Origin of the sequence: Mariniphaga sediminis, assembly GCF_003573545.1 — a bacterium.
In the GTDB taxonomy this organism is placed as follows: Bacteria; Bacteroidota; Bacteroidia; order Bacteroidales; family Prolixibacteraceae; genus Mariniphaga; species Mariniphaga sediminis.
On record NZ_QWET01000002.1, the window covers coordinates 116,445 to 132,898 of the forward strand.

Consider the following 16,454-nt stretch of genomic DNA (forward strand, 5'->3'; position numbering starts at 1 on the left):
CCGAAAAGAACAGCTGAACAAATCTTCAAAAACCCGTCATTCTGCAAAACGCCGGTAATACACTGCTTTCTGTTCCTCGTTGAACCTGACATAAATATTGGCCATATAACTGGCGTATTCGCGCCGGGAGCCTGAATCCAGTTCCCAAAGTTTTTCAAAATATTCCAGCGCTTTTTTAAAATCGGCAGTTACCTTGTCCAACTCATCTAAAAGAAGCCTGTACTGACGCCGGGTCTTATTCTTTTCATATTTTGCCATCTCCCGCTGATAGTGTTCTTCCGTCTGGTTGTAAATCTTTTTGGCATTCCAGTCAAGGGCTTCTATATTATCCGGATTTTGTCCCAACAAAACGAGACTTACCGAATCGCATACTTCTTCATTGTTCAGCTTTTTATTTAACAGAAACCACTTTTCAAGATTTTCCTCAGTGCTTCTCGTCTCTGTCGGCATTTTCTCCCATACATCCAATGCCTTCATTCCCATGTCCGTTTCATAATAAATTGAAAACAGGCGGCTGCTCACCTCCGGATTTTTTGTATCGTAATTATCCGCCAAAAACTCCAATGCCGAAAGTTCTTTTGAAAGATTATTCTGTTCCCTGAAAATTTCGGCCAGTATCGAATACATTTCAGCATCGGCATAATTGCGATACCGGGCCTGGTCAAACCAACTGACAGCCAATTCTGTCTCACTGGCTTTATAAGCAGTTTTGGCAGCCAGAGCATACACATCGCCTTCCAAACCTTGTTCCGGCGAAGACTGACTGAAATAGTTTTTCCATGCTACAACAGCCTCTGCATAATTACCTGCGGCCTCTGCATTTTGTGCATTTTCCCTGTAAGATGTCAGGTTTTTCGATGTTCCGCAACCAATTGTAATCTGAATAAAAAGTATCAGCAAAAAATTACCCGTCTTCATGTTTTCTGATGTTTAGGGCGGCAAAGCTAAAATAATTTGCCGTTTTATCTTCCCCAAAATAAATTCACATAAAAAGTCATGGGTGCCAAGTGAAATATCTCCAACCCTGAATGGATCTCAAAAAAAGCAATGGCTTGTGTGAAACGCAGTAAACCGGAAGAGCCAACAGCGCATCATAAACACAACACAATACTTCCCCAGGCAACTTTAATAAAAGACAGATTTTAATAAGTAACAGAATACAAAGCAGCATCTTTACACAATCACAACCGCTCCTTCACTATAGAAATTAGTGGATCAATCAACCGTTCGATAAGCCGGCGGTCCTTCGTAACAATCTCAGCTACCCCCTGCATTTCCTGGCTAAACGGAAGCTCACGGTCGTAGTTTGTTGTCAGGTCGTTGACCAGTGAAATCTCCGCAGTATAAAAAGCTCCTTCCTCCGTGGTTACAGGCACTTTCGAAATATTTACTACTTGTCCGGAAACAATACCATATTCAATATGCGGATAATTATCGAGTTTGATATTTACACGTTGCCCCGTTTCAATTTTACCGGCGCCGGCAATGGGCACAATCGCCCTCCCGATGATAGTCTGTTCCTGATTGGGCACAACAGTAAACACTACATTCCCTAAAGAAATATACTGGTTGGGACTCCAGAAATTGGTAAAAGTGACCTGTCCTGCAATGGGTGTTTTCAGGATAAAAGTTTGTTCCCACGCAGCAAGTTCATTGACAAGGTTGTCGTACTTTTCTTTCAATGCAGCCAGCAACTGACTTTCTGTTTCGGCTCTCAAAACCTCTTGTTCCTGGATCTGCTGGGTCAAGTTGTTCATTGTAATCTGCGTATTGGCAAGAGCCGCCTGGGCATTCTGCCAGGCATATTTTTGTTTCAACATGGCAGCCTTTGATCTTTCATAGTCAACCTCCGACATTATCTGTTGCCTGTAAAGTGTTGAATCGCGATAAAACTGATTAAATGCCAGCTCATAATCCTGCCGGAGTACCACAATCTGATCCCGTGATTTTTCGAAAAAGTTCCGGTAATCCCGCACCTGCTTTTGCAACGATTCAATACGCTGGTTGAAAGGATTAAATATAAGGGAAGTCTGGTAGCTTCGTAACTGGCTCACAAACGAAGAAAAATAAGAGTGATACTGTCCGAGGCTGTAATTCTCAGAAAAAGAAATTTCATTAAATTTTTTTGGAGTGTGGAACCACGTTTCAATAGTGTCAAGCTTTTCCAGTAACCGGTAAGCATCACTGTAATTGGCTGTATTTTCAATAACGCCCAGTATTTCCCCGCTAACTACCTGCTGATTGTTTTCTACAAAAAGCTGGTCAAGTTTGCCATTGGCTTTTGCCACAATCTGCACCGGCGGATTTTCAGAAAGGATGGTCACGCGGGCGGGAATCAGATCAGGATACTTGTAAAAGTAGCTTCCTGCAAGTAAAACGATCACCACCAGTAATATGATGGTAATTCCCCAACGGATAATCCATCGTGGCGGAGTTCCCAGTATTTCCTGCACCTCGTCGGAACGGAGTTCTATTTCATTATTAATCGGCAAATTTTCACACTGTTAAATAGTTAAAACCACGACTCTGTTAATATTTTATTTTTTCAATTGCCAGGCAATTCTTTTCCATAATAATTCAATTTCTCAATTCCCCAATTCCAGCTGGTTTTTTACCAGTTCGTAATACGCACCTTTTTTGGCAGCCAGCTCGCTGTGAGTACCTGTTTCCACAATCTCCCCTTTATCGATCACTACGATGCGATCGGCATTTTTCACAGTACTCAGCCGGTGTGCAACGGTAATGACAGTACGGCCTTCAAAAAAACCGGCCAGATTTTCCATAATCACTTTTTCGTTATTGGCATCGAGAGAATTGGTTGCTTCGTCGAAAAAGAGGTAGCGCGGATCTTTGTACACAGCGCGGGCAATTAAAATCCGCTGTTTCTGCCCCTGACTCAAACCGGTACCCTCCTGCCCTATTTTAGTATTGTACCGCAGAGGAAGGCTTTCGATATACTCGCCAATATTGGCAACTTCCACGGCACGGCGTAATTTCTCCCGGTCGGGAAAGTCGTCGGCCACAGCAATATTATTGGCAATGGTATCGGAAAAAATAAAGCCGTCCTGCATAACCACCCCGCAGTTGCTGCGCCACATTTCCATATTGAACTGCTGCAGTCCGATGCCTCCGATTTCAATTTTACCTTCGTAAGGAGGATAAAATCCAAGCATCAGTTTGATGAGAGTCGTTTTTCCGCTACCGCTGGCGCCCACAATGGCCGTTACTTTATTTTCCGGAATAACCAGATTAATATCATTCAGCACTCTCGGTGATTTGGGGCCTTCGTAATGAAAAGCTACTCCCGTAACGGAAAGGTCTTTTCGTACAGGCAACTCATAATTTTTCGGCACATCCTTGTCTTCTTCGTCTTCACGCTGATGAATCTCACCCAGCCGTTCCAGACTAATTTTAGCATCCTGCCCAGCCTGGATAAAACTGATAAATTCATTGAGAGGAGCATTCAGTTGACCAATAATATATTGTATGGCCATCATCATCCCCAGGGTCATATTCCCTTCAACCACCCCCTTGGCAGCGATGAATGAAATAAGAATGTTTTTTACCTGATTGATAAAAATGGACCCTGCCTGCTGGTTTTGGTTCAGCATCAGCCCACGTACGCTAACCCGGAAAAGGCTGGCCTGTATACGTTCCCACTCCCACCGTTTTTGTTTTTCGCAGTTGTTCAGTTTAATCTCCTGCATTCCGGTAATCAACTGGTAAACATTACTTTGATTGGCCGATGCCACATTAAACCGTTTATAATCTATTTCCTTTCGTTTTTTCAGAAACATGAGAATCCACAGCACATAAAAACCACTACCAACATAGAAAATCAACAGAATAATCCAGTCGTAGTAAGCCATTACAAAACTGTAAATAACAAAAATAAAGATGCCGAACGACATGCTGATAAGGTTTCCGGTAAGAAAGTTCTGAATACGCTGATTATCTTCGATGCGCTGGCGAAGGTCGCCGATAAGTTTGGTATCGAAAAAGCGGATGGGCAGTTTCATCAGCTTAATAAGAAAATCGGAAATAAGCGAAATACTCACCCGGGCGCTTGTGTGGAGCATAATCCAACTTCGGATGAACCCCACCGCTGTCTGACTTACGGTTAAAACCAACTGCGCAATAAGTACCAACACAATAAAATTAAGGTTGTTGGTAGAGATACCCACATCCACAATGGCCTGTGTAAGAAATGGAAAGATAAGGCTCAGAATACTACCTGTAAGAAATCCGAGCAACAACTGGGTAATGAGCTTTTTATAGGGTTTGAGGTATGAAAAAAGATAACCAAAACCGGTTTTATTTACCTTTTCTCCCTCTTCCACGTAAAAATCAGAAGTGGGTTCCATCAAAAGGACAATACCTGCAGGTTCATTGTTTTGCTGCGTAGAACCCCACAATTTTAAAAACTCTTCCTGTGTATATTTTAATAATCCGTGTGCAGGATCCGAAATATAAATTTCAAACTTGCTCCCCCTCTTCTTAATCTTATATAAAACCACAAAATGATTCTGCTTCCAGTGGATTATAGCAGGAAGCGGGATTTCAATCAGCCGGTCGAACGTGATGCGCACCCCTTGGGTACGAAATCCGATTTTTTCAGCAGCATCACTGATCGTGAGCAGCGACACCCCTTCACGTGTTTTCCAGGTAAGTTCCCGCAGTGTTTCCAGATTATAATGCTTCCCAAAATATTTTGCTACGATCCGAAGGCACGTCGGGCCGCAGTCCATAGCATCGGGTTGCAGGTAATGCGGGAATTTTGGCATAGCTACGTTTTGAAGGCGAAAGATAGAAAAAATTTAGAAAGAACGAATGATTCATTTCCGGATTTCGTTTAAAAGCCAGCCTCTTGTAGGTTTCGGGATTATTGTAAAATGCAAGACCAAAACTACGTTTATAAAAACATAAAGCAATGTTCCAAAACATTTTGTTTTTATTTTTTCCGTGTACGAACACGAAAAATTTGAAATTTTCTTTAGATTTGTATCCCGGTACGTTAATGAAATTCATTAATACATTTAAAATTAAGTAATTATAGAAACGAATAAACAAATAAGGATAAAAGACATTGCCGAAAAAGCGAAGGTTTCCATCGGTACGGTTGATCGGGTGTTGCACAACCGGGGTGAAGTGGCTGAAGAAACTAAAAATAAAATTTTACAAATTGTAAAAGAACTGGACTACAAGCCCAATATATTAGCCAGCACCCTGGCATCGAAAAAATCGGCGTTGTTTGCCACCCTGTTTCCTGAGCCGCCTTCTCCGGAAGGTTACTGGACAAAACCGGTGGTGGGGGTTAAAAAGCGCATCGCCGAACTTCGGCAGTACGGAATTCAGGTTCAACCTTTTACTTTTAGTCAAACCGAATCAAAAAATTTTGTTGAAAGTGCACAAAAGGTTATCGACCTAAATCCCGACGGGATTATTTTCGCCCCGTTTTTCAAAAAAGAGTCGGGGATATTTATTAACAAACTGAAGGAGTTGAACATCCCGTTCGTATTTATTGACTCGGAAATAAAAAATGCCGGTCAGGTGGGATACATCGGTCAAAACTCTTACCAAAGCGGACTGGTATCCGGGAAATTACTCGACCTCATCCTTCCTGAAGGCAATGTGCTGGTTATTCATTTTGCCAAAGAGATGGACAACCAAAACCACCTGGTGCAGCGGGAAAAGGGTTTTTACGACTGGTATTCCAAAAACAAAAGGGACATGCATCAGCTGTTTACAACCGAGGTGCCCGACACGAATAATGAAAACTGGATGGACCCGGTAGTCAAAACCATTCAGAAAAAAAATATCAGAGGGATATTTGTTACCAACTCAAAAGTTTTTTATGTGGGGCAATTAATTGAAAAATATGGAATGCATGATTTGAAGGTAATTGGACACGACCTTCTGAAAGAAAATGTCGGATATCTGAAAAAAGATATCGTTCAGTTTTTAATCTGCCAGCGCCCTGAAGAGCAAGGATACAATGCCATCAACAAACTATTCCGACATGTAGTGCAAAAAAGGATTACTTCCGATAAAAACTACACCTCCATCGACATCGTAACCAAAGAGAACGTAGATTATTACAAAGAATTTAAAAAAGAAATATGATGATGAAGCCAATGTCATTTGACGATCTGAAAGGGAAAGTATGCGTAATTACCGGCGGAGCCGGAGTGTTAGGAAGTGCCATGGTAAAAGCCATGGCCTCGGTGGGAATAAAAATTGCCATTGCCGATATTAACAAAGAAGTAGCGGATAAAGTAGCTGGGGAAATAGCAGCTGAAACCGGCACACAGGTGATTGGTGTTGCTGCCAATGTGCTCGACAAGGAATCACTGGAACAGGCCAAAGCTATCATTAACGAGCAACTGGGAGAAATCGACATCCTGGTTAACGGCGCAGGTGGAAACAGCCCGCAGGCCACTACCAAAGTGGAACAAATGCAGGAAAAGGACATCGACAACCTCGCAGATACTTTTTACGGACTGCAAATGGAAGGATTCGACAAAGTTTTTGCACTCAACTTTAAAGGAACCGTTCTTCCAACCATGGTTTTCACCCAGGATATGTTAAAACTTAAAAAAGGGGTGGTGCTAAACATTTCTTCCATGAATTCGTACAAGCCGCTCACAAAAATTCCGGCCTATTCGGCAGCCAAATCCTCTGTCAATAATTTTACTGAATGGCTGGCTGTTCACCTTGCCAAAGTGGGCATTAGGGTAAATGCCATTGCTCCTGGCTTTTTTATCACCCATCAAAACCGCTTCCTTGTAATGGACGAGAAAACCGGCAACTATTCTCCGCGCGGACAAAAGATTGTGGACAATACGCCTATGGGCAAATTTGGAGAACCGGAAGATCTGCAAGGGGCTACGTTATTCCTGCTTTCAGATATTTCAAGTTTTATTACCGGTATTGTGATCCCTGTTGACGGCGGTTACAGCGCATTTGGAGGAGTATAATCATTACCTGTAAACCTTTGCTTTAAACTTCGAACTCGAAACTTAAAAAATTATACTATGAAACGAAGAGATTTTCTAACCACAACCGCCGGTGCAACTGCCGGTGTTTCTATGCTTTCGAGCCCGGTAGGAGCTGCTGTTTCCGCCGGTTCTAAAAAAAGAGTAGTCCTTGTAGGTACAGGCATCCGCGGTGTCGGTTTCTGGGGCAAACGAATTGTTGATAACTACAGTGACATTGTTGAATTTGTAGGATTGTGTGACATCAATCCCGGAAGGCTTGAATTTGCAAAAAAATACATGGGAGTTAAATGCCCTGTTTATTCTGACTTCGACAAAATGGTGTTGGAAACCAAACCGGATTTGGTGATTGTTACGACAGTAGATGCAACCCACCACGAATACATTGTCAGGGCCATGGAACTGGGCGTAGATGTACTGACAGAAAAACCAATGACCACGGACGAAAATAAATGTCAGGTCATCATCGATGCAGAAAAACGGACCGGCAGAAAGTGTACCGTAGGATTCAATTACCGTTACGGAACCCTTTTTACTGCCATTAAGGAACAACTTGCCAAAAAGCCGGTAGGTGAAATCACTTCGGTCGATTTCAACTGGTACCTGAATATTTATCATGGAGCATCTTACTTCAGACGCTGGCATGGTGAACGCGACAAAGGCGGGAGTTTGTTCGTACACAAGTCCACCCACCACTTCGATTTGCTAAACTGGCTTATCGATTCCGACCCGGTGGAGGTAACCGCTTATGGTGCTCTGGAACATTACGGAAAAAACCATCCCTTCAGGGGAGCCAATTGCCGGAACTGTGCCTACACCGATAAATGCGATTACTACTGGGACATTACCAAGGACAAACATTCCATGGATCTTTATGTGAAGAACGAAAAATACGACGGATACATTCGCGACAATTGTTTGTGGCGCGAAGACATTGACATCTTCGATAAAATGTCGGCTCAAATCAAATACGCCAACAATGTTGTCGTAAATTACTCACTTACAACTTACTCTCCCTACGAAGGGTGGCGCATTTCATTCAACGGAAAAGACGGTCGTATTGAGTCGTGGGAAGACATTCCATGGCGCAGGCAGGATAAAATCAACCAGTCGCAGCTCCATGCTGCCGAAATGAACCAAAGCGGGAAAGGCGAAGTACGATACGATGAGATCTTTGTTATGAAAAACTTCGACCCCGACTATCAAATGGTTAAGGTTGAAGCTTCCAAGGGCGGCCATGGAGGAGGTGACCAGCGTTTGCAAGACAAAATCTTCCGTGATCCCAATATGGCTGATCCGTATAAACATTCGGCCGGAACACGTGACGGCGCCATGTCGTGCCTGATTGGAATCGCAGCACGCAAGTCCATCGACCAACAGCGTCCGGTAAAAATTGAAGAGCTGACAGATATCAAACCTCACCCAACAAGGGGAGCATAAACAGTGAGGGGTCATTTTTGTGCCCCTTCTTTTCAGTCTGAAACCGTGAACGCAAACGAACCTTTAACAATGATTTAAAAAGTAAATAAAATGAGCTTAGAATTAAAAAATGATGCCAAATACTCCATACTGGTGCCAACAAGCATGGGGGTGCGAATAACGCCTGTAAACGGGCAGCCGGTGCATAGCAGCAATATGTATATGATGCAGGCTACCAGCGCCGAAACAAACGTAGCCAGTGTTTCATCTTTCCTCGGGTTGCCGGTGAAAGTGTTAACCACTTTTGTAAAAGGAAGCCCGGTAGCACAGTTTATCAAAAGCAACCTGAAATCGCGCCACATGGATTACGAAGGCCCGGAGGTAGAACAGGGAGATCCCTGGGGATACCGGCATCAGTTCAACATTGCTGACAGTGGATTTGGCTCCCGCGGACCGCGTGTACAAAACGACCGTGCAGGTGAAGTGGGGCGTACATTGAATGTAAAAGACTTTGATCTCGAACGGATTTTTGGGGAAGAAGGCGTTAAAATTGTTCACATTTCAGGTTTGATTGCGGCACTTTCTCCCGAAACCAGCCAGTTCTGCCTTGAATTGGCCCGGGCGGCAAAAAAACACGGAACAAAAATTTCATTCGACCTGAACCACCGCGCCTCATTCTGGAAAGGCCGTGAAAAGGAGCTCCGCGAAAACTTCACTGAAATTGCTTCGGTTACTGATATCCTTATCGGAAATGAAGAAGACTTTCAGCTTTGTTTTGGTATTGAAGGACCTCCAGCTGGAGGCGAAGGCATTAAAGCTAAAATCGAAGGGTTCAAAGGTTTGATTAACCGCGTAAAAGAAACATTCCCTAATGCATCGGTTTTTACCACTACCTTGCGGGAGGTGGTAAGCGTAAACGAGCATTTGTGGGGAGCGATTATGCTGGAAGGTGAAAATAACTGGCAGGTGATTGAACCACGTACAATCAATGTACTCGACCGCATTGGCGGTGGAGATGGTTTCGTAGGCGGATTGCTTTACGGAATATTAAAAGGCTGGGAACCGGAAAAATGGCCGCAGTTTGGATGGGCCTCCGGAGCCATGGCCGCTACTTTCCTTACAGATTATGCCCAGCCAGCCGACGAGGAAATGGTTTGGAGTATCTGGAAAGGAAATGCACGGGTAAAGAGGTAAACAGACAGTAGTTATCAGTTAGTTGTAGTAGCAGGCAGTCTTCATTCAGTAGAATGAAACTGTGTTTTTACTCAGTATAACTGCCTGCTATTTTCTGTTGCTCTCTCCTTTTATTTCGATACATAAAAATACAGATAATGATACTTTACGAAAAAGGCTCAATAAACACTGCTCTAACAGCAGAAGATCTGAAACAAGGATTGTTTGAAGCCTTAGATAAAATTGAAAAAAAGAATAAGGTACTGGCCATTCCGCCAGATTATACCCGGTTGCCATCACGTTCCGGTGAACTGACCGAATTTGCCTGGCAATATTTGGGGGATAAACTGACGGATATTTTGCCGGCGCTTGGCACGCATACGCCAATGACTGATCCTCAAATCAGTCACATGTTTGGCAGTACCCCCCGGAATCTTTTCCGGGACCACGACTGGCGCAACGATGTGCTTACCCTGGGAATGGTTCCTGCCGAATATGTAAAAAAAGTTTCTGAGGGTGCCGTGGATTATGAATGGCCGGTACAGGTAAACAAACTGTTGGAAGAAGGGGGTTTCGACCTTATTCTTTCTATCGGGCAGGTGGTACCCCACGAAGTGGTTGGAATGGCCAACTACAACAAAAATATTTTTGTGGGAACCGGTGGTTCCGAGGGCATCAACAAAAGCCACTTCATTGGGGCGGCATACGGCATGGAAAAAATGATGGGCCGCGCTGATACGCCCGTACGAAAAATTTTCAACTATGCGTCAGAACATTTTGCATCGCACCTTCCCATTGTCTATGTTCAAACTGTTGTGGGACTGAACGAAGAAGGCAAACTGCAAACCTACGGGCTTTTTATCGGCGACGATTTCAATGTGTTTGACAAGGCCGCGAAGCTCTCTCTTCAGGTTAACTTTAAGATGGTGGAAGAACCATTAAAAAAAGTGATTGTCTGGCTGGACCCCACCGAATTTAAAAGTACCTGGCTGGGAAATAAAAGTGTGTACCGCACCCGGATGGCTTTGGCCAATGGCGGTGAACTGATTGTTTTGGCGCCGGCGCTTATGGAATTTGGAGAAGACAAGGAGATTGACAGGCTCATCCGAAAATATGGATATTTGGGAACGCCACACACCCTGAAAATGGTGGAAGAAAATGAAGATCTCCGTGGCAACCTCAGTGCTGCAGCTCACTTAATTCACGGTTCTTCCGAAGGACGGTTCAGCATTACTTACTGTCCGGGAAAAGGAAAGGAAAATCTGACCCGTCAGGAAATCGAAGGTGTTGGTTTTAACTATGCCGATATCGACGAAGTAATGAAAAAATACAATCCGGAGAAAATGAAAGATGGCTTTAACACAATGCCGGACGGAGAGGAAATTTTCTACATTTCTAATCCTGCGATTGGCTTGTGGGCCTTCAAAGACAGGTTCGAATATTAGTAAGGATTGAACGTAGATTGAATAACGATTCGGGAGATTGACAACACGGAAAAACGGTTACAGAGACCTCTCAATATGAAACAACTCAATACAATCCGCTGGGGCATTATCGGCGTTGGGGATGTGACAGAAAAGAAAAGCGGACCCGCTTTTTATAAAATCGAACATTCCCGGCTGGTGGCCGTTATGCGACGAAATGCAGAAAAAGCAGCAGACTACGCACACCGGCACAACGTGCAAAAGTGGTTTTCCGATGCCTCGGAACTTATCAACGATCCGGAAGTGGATGCGGTGTACATTGCTACCCCACCCGACTCCCACGCCCGGTATGCCATTGAAACTATGCGCGCCGGGAAACCGGTGTATGTGGAAAAACCGATGGCACGGAATTACAGCGAATGCCTCGAAATGCTGAAGGTGTCAGAAGAAACCGGAATGCCCATCTGGACCGCATACTACCGCAGAACTTTACCCGCCTTTCTGAAGGTAAAGGAACTGATTGAGTCGGATGCGATTGGGAAACCGTTGCTGGTAAATATTAAACTGCATAAGCCGGCGACGGAAAAAAGCTCGAAGCCTGAAGAGATGAATTGGCATGTTTTTCCGGAAATCAGCGGAGGTGGCCATTTTTTCGACCTGGCATCTCACCAGTTCGATTACCTCGATTTTTTGTTGGGCCCGGTAAAGGAGGTGTCCGGAATAGCATCAAATATGGCTGGCCTCTACCCTGCAGAAGATACTGTTGTTGGAACCTGGAAACATGAATCGGGAGTCACCGGCAGCGGAAGCTGGTGTTTTGTGTGCGATGAGTCTTCGGAAAAGGATGAAATCACCATTACAGGAGAAAAAGGAACCATTGTCTTTCCCTGTTTCACGCATGGCAACGTCAAAATCAACTCAAATGACGGGATAGTAGAAATGGGGTTCAGCAACCCGGAGCATATCTCCCAAAACCTGGTACAACAAGTGGTAGATGAGCTGCGCGGGACAGGAAAATGCGTAAGCACAGGCGTATCTGGCGCCCGCACAAGCCGCGTACTGGATGAAATGGTAAAAAACTATTATGAACCGCACAGGTCCAATAGCTAAAAGAAATGAAAATTATAATCGACGATAAAATACCATATATCCGCGGGGCGTTCGAGCCATTTGCTGAGGTGGTTTACCTTCCCGGAAGCAAAACTACCCCCGAAGTGGTAAAGGATGCGGATGCACTGGTAACCCGTACCCGCACCAAATGCAACCAGGAATTGCTGGAAGGGTCGAACGTAAAATTTATTGCAACCGCCACCATTGGGTATGATCATATCGATACGGAATACTGTAAACAGGCAGGCATTGAATGGACCAACGCGCCGGGCTGCAATGCGGAAAGTGTAAACCAGTACATTGCCTCGGCATTGTTTTCTTACTCCATGAAAAAGCGGTTTGATCTGAAAGATAAAACCATCGGAATTGTAGGAGTAGGCCATGTGGGCTCCAAAGTGGCAAGGCTCTGCGAAACCATTGGCATGAAAGTGCTGCTGAACGACCCGCCACGTGAGCGGATTGAAGGTGGGGAACAATTTGTTTCCATAAAAAAAATTCAAAAAGAAGCAGACATTATTACATTCCATGTACCGCTGAATATGAAGGGGGCAGATGCCACCTTCCACCTCGTTACTGATGATTTTATTCAATCCCTTGAAAAAAAGCCGCTGCTCATCAATTCCTGCCGGGGAGAGGTTTTCGATACTGAAGCAATCAAAAGTGCAATAAAATCGGAAAAGGTTTCCGGTTGTATTGTTGACTGCTGGGAAAACGAACCCGACATTGATCTGGAGTTATTACAGAAACTGGCCGATTACGGAACGCCCCACATTGCAGGCTATTCCAAAGACGGGAAAGCCAACGGGACCCAAATGAGTGTTCAGGCTATCAGTCGTTTTTTTAATTTGGGAATTGACGACTGGGAACCGAAAAACGTAGAGCTTCCCGAAAAAACAGTTATACATATTGACGGCAATCAGCGGCGTGAGTATTCCATCCTGGCAGAAGCTATACTTTCTACCTATGACATTGAGACGGACGATGAAGCTCTCCGTGAAGACCCGCAACAGTTTGAAAAACTAAGGGGAGATTACCCGGTGCGAAGGGAGTTTGCCACGTACACTATAAAAGTCAAAAATGTGGAAGAAACAATAAAGTTAAAATTGCTAAAATTAGGATTTCATATTTCAGAATAGTTGTCATTCCCGCGAAAGCAGGAAACTCATCAAACTGGCGCCATGAAAAATTTTAACTTTTACGTTTACATTGTAACTAATAAACGGAATAAAGTTCTTTACATTGGAGTGACCAATAATTTAAAAAGACGGCTGGAAGAACATAAAGACAGTAAAAAAAGGATTTTCAACGAAATACAATGCTGAAAAACTGGTATATCTTGAACACTTCAGATATATTAACGATGCAATTAAAAGAGAAAAAAGACTAAAAAAGTGGAAACGGGAATGAAAAAATGAGTTAATAAATAAGGTGAATCCTGAATGGCGGGATTTGGCTGCAGATTTAGATAAGATTCCTGCTTTCGCAGGAATGACAATTTGCAATTCAAAAATTATAATCAAAATGAATAACATGAAAAAATTAGCTGACATTGGATTAATCGGGTTGGCCGTTATGGGCGAAAACCTGGTATTGAACATGGAAAGTAAAGGTTACACGGTAGCAGTGTTTAACCGGACAGTGGAAAAGGTGGACAAATTTATGGATGGTCGCGGAGCCGGGAAGAAATTCATTGGCGCACGCTCTATCGAAGAGTTTGTGGCTTCGCTCGAAAGGCCCCGCAAAGTAATGTTGCTGGTGAAAGCTGGTAAACCAGTTGACGATTTTATTGAAATGGTGATGCCCCACCTGGAGCCTGGTGATATTATTATCGATGGTGGAAACTCGCACTTTCCTGACACCATTCGCCGCACAGAATATGTGGAAAGCAAAGGTTTTCTGTATATCGGGACAGGCGTTTCCGGCGGAGAAGAAGGCGCTTTGCTCGGGCCTTCAATGATGCCCGGCGGATCACCTGATGCATGGCCTCATGTGAAAGAAATTTTCCAGGCAGTAGCTGCCAAAGTAGAAGACGGCTCTCCCTGCTGTGACTGGGTAGGAGAAAACGGTGCCGGCCACTTCGTAAAGATGGTTCATAATGGAATCGAATACGGTGACATGCAGATTATCACCGAAGCATACCAGTTGATGAAAGACTTACTGGGAATGAGCAACGCTGAAATGCACGAAGCATTCAAAAAATGGAATGAGGAAGAACTCGACAGCTACCTTATTGAGATTACCCGCGACATCCTGGGTTACAAAGATGAAAATGGCGAAGAAACCGTAAATTATATCCTTGATACAGCCGGACAGAAAGGAACAGGAAAATGGACTGGTATCTCAGCCCTTGATCTTGGTATTCCGCTGACGCTCATTGGCGAATCAGTATTTGCCCGTTGCCTGTCGGCACAAAAAGACCTGCGTGTACAGGCTTCAAAAGTAATTAATGGTCCGAAATCAAAATTTGAAGGTGACCGTGAACAGTTCCTCAATGATATAAAAATGGCCCTTTACGGAGCAAAAATCATCTCCTATGCACAGGGTTACAACCTGATGATGGAAGCCGCAAAAGAATACAACTGGAATCTGAACTACGGTGGCATTGCCCTTATGTGGCGCGGAGGCTGTATCATTCGTTCGGCATTCCTGGCCGACATCAAAAAGGCGTTCGACAAAAATCCTGAACTGCCTAACCTTCTGCTTGATCCATTCTTCAAAGAAAAAGTGGAAGCAGCTCAGGAAGGCTGGCGCAGGGTTAGCGCAACCGCATTGTCAAATGGAATTCCCGTTCCGGCAATCACTTCGGCACTTTGCTATTTCGACGGATTCCGTACCGAAAGACTGCCCGCCAACCTGCTGCAGGCACAACGCGACTATTTCGGTGCCCACACTTACGAACGTACCGATAAACCACGCGGTGAATTCTTCCATACCAACTGGACAGGCCGCGGTGGAGACACAGCGTCATCAACTTACAACGTTTAAAATACGCTTAACGGTTGGAAACGTTTTGCGCGTAATTCATATAGGAAACCGGTCTTTTAAGAGGCCGGTTTTTTTGTTTACACTTAGCGGTTGAAAACGCTTAGCGAATACTTTGAAACCACTTAGTGCGCATTGGTTTTTTATGCGCTAATTAGTTAAGCTGCTAAGCGAATTAAAAAAATTATCCTTAAGTTCTGGAACTTGCCGGCTATGTGGCCTGCATTGGGAAAGGCTGTACGGCAGAACCAGTCGTAACTGTGCGACAGGTCGCGGGTTATGGTTTTAACTTCAAATCCGTTCCCTTCAAAATGAGTAGTCAGCATACTGAGTTCCTTTGCTTTTAATCTTCTGGTCAGAAGAGCAATCTTACCGGTTTCACGGTTGGACAATACAGTGTGCATTTCTTCTCCTATTTATTTTTCATCAATGGCCATGTCAGTACCAATATTTTCAGGTTTTAGTATCGGGGTTGTATTGGTCTGGAGTTTGTCCAAAAGCTGCTTAAAAAAAAGACGCAAACTCTTTGGTTGCTTTTACTCCCTGTGGATTAAAATCATAGGTGTTGATGTAATGCTTATTTTCACCTTTGTATTTCCAACGCCGGCGGTAAAGCTTTAAATATACCGGTTTGCCTTTTAGCGGAAAACTCTGTAACTCTATTGGATTGCCGACCCCATCCAACACGACCTCTTTGGTGTTTTCCATCCCCGAAAGGTACAAATGATCACACAGCACCTCAAATTAATATTTAGCCATTGATCTTGTTAACACAGATAGAATAAGGAATTTTATGTTCTTTATTTCAATTCATTTTGAATTCTCCCAACATTAAAATTTCAAACATTAGTTCAATAAAAAATTTTAATTCCCAACATTATTCCTAAATTTGCACAAAGGAAATCTCACGAGTCAATTCTAAAAATATTATTGCTATGAAGTTAGTAATCACGTCTGCCGGTAATAGTCTGAAGTCAAAATTCGATATAAGGTTTGGTCGTACTGCCTGGCTTTGCCTTTACGATACGGAAACAAAAAATGTTGAATTTACGGAAAATGCGAACATAAATATCAACGGAGGGGCTGGTACCAGAATGGCTGAGAAAGTAGCTGAGCTGGGAGCCGAACGGGTAATATCGGGCGACTTCGGGCCAAAGGCAAAAACGTTGCTCGAAAAACTAAAAATACAGATGGTCATCATGGACGAAGGCACCTGCACAGTGGGTGGTATTATTGAAAAGCTCAATCTAAAATGAAGAAAACAAGGAAAAAAAATACACCCCCAATTTTTTGTCCCGACAAATTCCGGGATTATGTGTTTCCGGGTTGGATGTACAAGCAAGGCAGGCGT

General features: G+C 43.8%; 15 protein-coding genes. 10 read left to right on the top strand and 5 right to left on the bottom strand.

Annotation, left to right across the window (positions count from 1 at the left end; translation table 11 throughout):
• Positions 1–36: 36 nt before the first annotated feature.
• The 3 genes from D1164_RS02825 to D1164_RS02835 all read right to left on the bottom strand — a co-directional run bounded on the left by D1164_RS02825 (position 37) and on the right by D1164_RS02835 (position 4,784).
• Positions 37–918 carry a tetratricopeptide repeat protein gene (locus tag D1164_RS02825; RefSeq protein WP_119348430.1) on the bottom strand — a complete coding sequence of 294 codons (882 nt, stop codon included), beginning with the start codon at positions 916–918 and terminating at the stop codon, positions 37–39.
• A 263-nt stretch (positions 919–1,181) separates the two neighbouring features.
• A complete protein-coding gene (locus tag D1164_RS02830; RefSeq protein WP_119348431.1) occupies positions 1,182–2,492 on the bottom strand; it encodes an HlyD family secretion protein in 1,311 nt (436 codons plus the stop codon).
• A 93-nt stretch (positions 2,493–2,585) separates the two neighbouring features.
• On the bottom strand, positions 2,586–4,784 hold the full coding sequence (locus tag D1164_RS02835; protein ID WP_119348432.1) for a peptidase domain-containing ABC transporter: 2,199 nt from the start codon (positions 4,782–4,784) through the stop codon (positions 2,586–2,588).
• Positions 4,785–5,085: 301 nt separating this feature from the next.
• On the opposite strand from D1164_RS02835, the gene D1164_RS02840 reads away from it, so the two are divergent.
• From D1164_RS02840 to gnd, 9 genes are all read left to right on the top strand, one after another.
• Positions 5,086–6,123, top strand: coding sequence for a substrate-binding domain-containing protein (locus D1164_RS02840; RefSeq protein ID WP_262707158.1), 1,038 nt, complete (start codon positions 5,086–5,088; stop codon positions 6,121–6,123).
• A complete protein-coding gene (locus D1164_RS02845) occupies positions 6,120–6,977 on the top strand; it encodes an SDR family oxidoreductase (protein ID WP_241558245.1) in 858 nt (285 codons plus the stop codon). The genes D1164_RS02840 and D1164_RS02845 overlap by 4 nt, the downstream gene beginning before the upstream one ends.
• Positions 6,978–7,034: 57 nt before the next feature.
• Positions 7,035–8,435, top strand: a complete 1,401-nt coding sequence (locus D1164_RS02850; protein ID WP_119348435.1) for a Gfo/Idh/MocA family protein — start codon at positions 7,035–7,037, stop codon at positions 8,433–8,435.
• A 90-nt stretch (positions 8,436–8,525) separates the two neighbouring features.
• The gene (locus D1164_RS02855; protein WP_119348436.1) at positions 8,526–9,608 is read left to right on the top strand and encodes a PfkB family carbohydrate kinase; all 1,083 of its coding nucleotides are present in this window, start codon (positions 8,526–8,528) and stop codon (positions 9,606–9,608) included.
• 137 nt (positions 9,609–9,745) lie between these two features.
• Positions 9,746–11,032, top strand: a complete 1,287-nt coding sequence (locus D1164_RS02860) for a lactate racemase domain-containing protein (RefSeq protein WP_119348437.1) — start codon at positions 9,746–9,748, stop codon at positions 11,030–11,032.
• Positions 11,033–11,107: 75 nt separating this feature from the next.
• Entirely contained in the window at positions 11,108–12,121 is a 1,014-nt protein-coding gene (locus D1164_RS02865; RefSeq protein ID WP_119348438.1) for a Gfo/Idh/MocA family protein, read from the top strand.
• A 5-nt stretch (positions 12,122–12,126) separates the two neighbouring features.
• On the top strand, positions 12,127–13,257 hold the full coding sequence (gene pdxB / locus D1164_RS02870; RefSeq protein WP_119348439.1) for a 4-phosphoerythronate dehydrogenase PdxB: 1,131 nt from the start codon (positions 12,127–12,129) through the stop codon (positions 13,255–13,257).
• 42 nt (positions 13,258–13,299) lie between these two features.
• On the top strand, positions 13,300–13,443 hold the full coding sequence (locus D1164_RS24180; protein WP_206610903.1) for a GIY-YIG nuclease family protein: 144 nt from the start codon (positions 13,300–13,302) through the stop codon (positions 13,441–13,443).
• A gap of 208 nt (positions 13,444–13,651) precedes the next feature.
• On the top strand, positions 13,652–15,106 hold the full coding sequence (gnd, locus tag D1164_RS02880; protein WP_119348698.1) for a decarboxylating NADP(+)-dependent phosphogluconate dehydrogenase: 1,455 nt from the start codon (positions 13,652–13,654) through the stop codon (positions 15,104–15,106).
• 155 nt (positions 15,107–15,261) lie between these two features.
• On the opposite strand, the gene D1164_RS02885 is transcribed toward gnd, so the two are convergent.
• Both D1164_RS02885 and D1164_RS02890 read right to left on the bottom strand, forming a co-directional pair.
• Positions 15,262–15,507: a hypothetical protein gene (locus D1164_RS02885; protein WP_119348440.1), complete on the bottom strand. Its 246-nt coding sequence runs from the start codon at positions 15,505–15,507 to the stop codon at positions 15,262–15,264.
• 100 nt (positions 15,508–15,607) lie between these two features.
• The gene (locus D1164_RS02890) at positions 15,608–15,811 is read right to left on the bottom strand and encodes an ISAon1 family transposase N-terminal region protein (protein ID WP_119348441.1); all 204 of its coding nucleotides are present in this window, start codon (positions 15,809–15,811) and stop codon (positions 15,608–15,610) included.
• A gap of 227 nt (positions 15,812–16,038) precedes the next feature.
• Between D1164_RS02890 and D1164_RS02895 the strand changes: the two genes are divergently transcribed.
• Positions 16,039–16,359 carry a NifB/NifX family molybdenum-iron cluster-binding protein gene (locus D1164_RS02895; RefSeq protein ID WP_119348442.1) on the top strand — a complete coding sequence of 107 codons (321 nt, stop codon included), beginning with the start codon at positions 16,039–16,041 and terminating at the stop codon, positions 16,357–16,359.
• The last annotated feature ends 95 nt before the right edge of the window (positions 16,360–16,454 follow it).

Coding starts and splice junctions, on each gene's coding strand:
- D1164_RS02885 (WP_119348440.1), bottom strand. CDS start 15,507: ATGCACACTGTATTGTCCAACCGTGAAACCGGTAAGATTGCTCTTCTG.
- D1164_RS02850 (WP_119348435.1), top strand. CDS start 7,035: ATGAAACGAAGAGATTTTCTAACCACAACCGCCGGTGCAACTGCCGGT.
- D1164_RS02855 (WP_119348436.1), top strand. CDS start 8,526: ATGAGCTTAGAATTAAAAAATGATGCCAAATACTCCATACTGGTGCCA.
- pdxB (WP_119348439.1), top strand. CDS start 12,127: ATGAAAATTATAATCGACGATAAAATACCATATATCCGCGGGGCGTTC.
- D1164_RS02860 (WP_119348437.1), top strand. CDS start 9,746: ATGATACTTTACGAAAAAGGCTCAATAAACACTGCTCTAACAGCAGAA.
- D1164_RS02890 (WP_119348441.1), bottom strand. CDS start 15,811: ATGGAAAACACCAAAGAGGTCGTGTTGGATGGGGTCGGCAATCCAATA.
- D1164_RS02825 (WP_119348430.1), bottom strand. CDS start 918: ATGAAGACGGGTAATTTTTTGCTGATACTTTTTATTCAGATTACAATT.
- D1164_RS24180 (WP_206610903.1), top strand. CDS start 13,300: ATGAAAAATTTTAACTTTTACGTTTACATTGTAACTAATAAACGGAAT.
- gnd (WP_119348698.1), top strand. CDS start 13,652: ATGAAAAAATTAGCTGACATTGGATTAATCGGGTTGGCCGTTATGGGC.
- D1164_RS02845 (WP_241558245.1), top strand. CDS start 6,120: ATGATGATGAAGCCAATGTCATTTGACGATCTGAAAGGGAAAGTATGC.
- D1164_RS02835 (WP_119348432.1), bottom strand. CDS start 4,784: ATGCCAAAATTCCCGCATTACCTGCAACCCGATGCTATGGACTGCGGC.
- D1164_RS02865 (WP_119348438.1), top strand. CDS start 11,108: ATGAAACAACTCAATACAATCCGCTGGGGCATTATCGGCGTTGGGGAT.
- D1164_RS02895 (WP_119348442.1), top strand. CDS start 16,039: ATGAAGTTAGTAATCACGTCTGCCGGTAATAGTCTGAAGTCAAAATTC.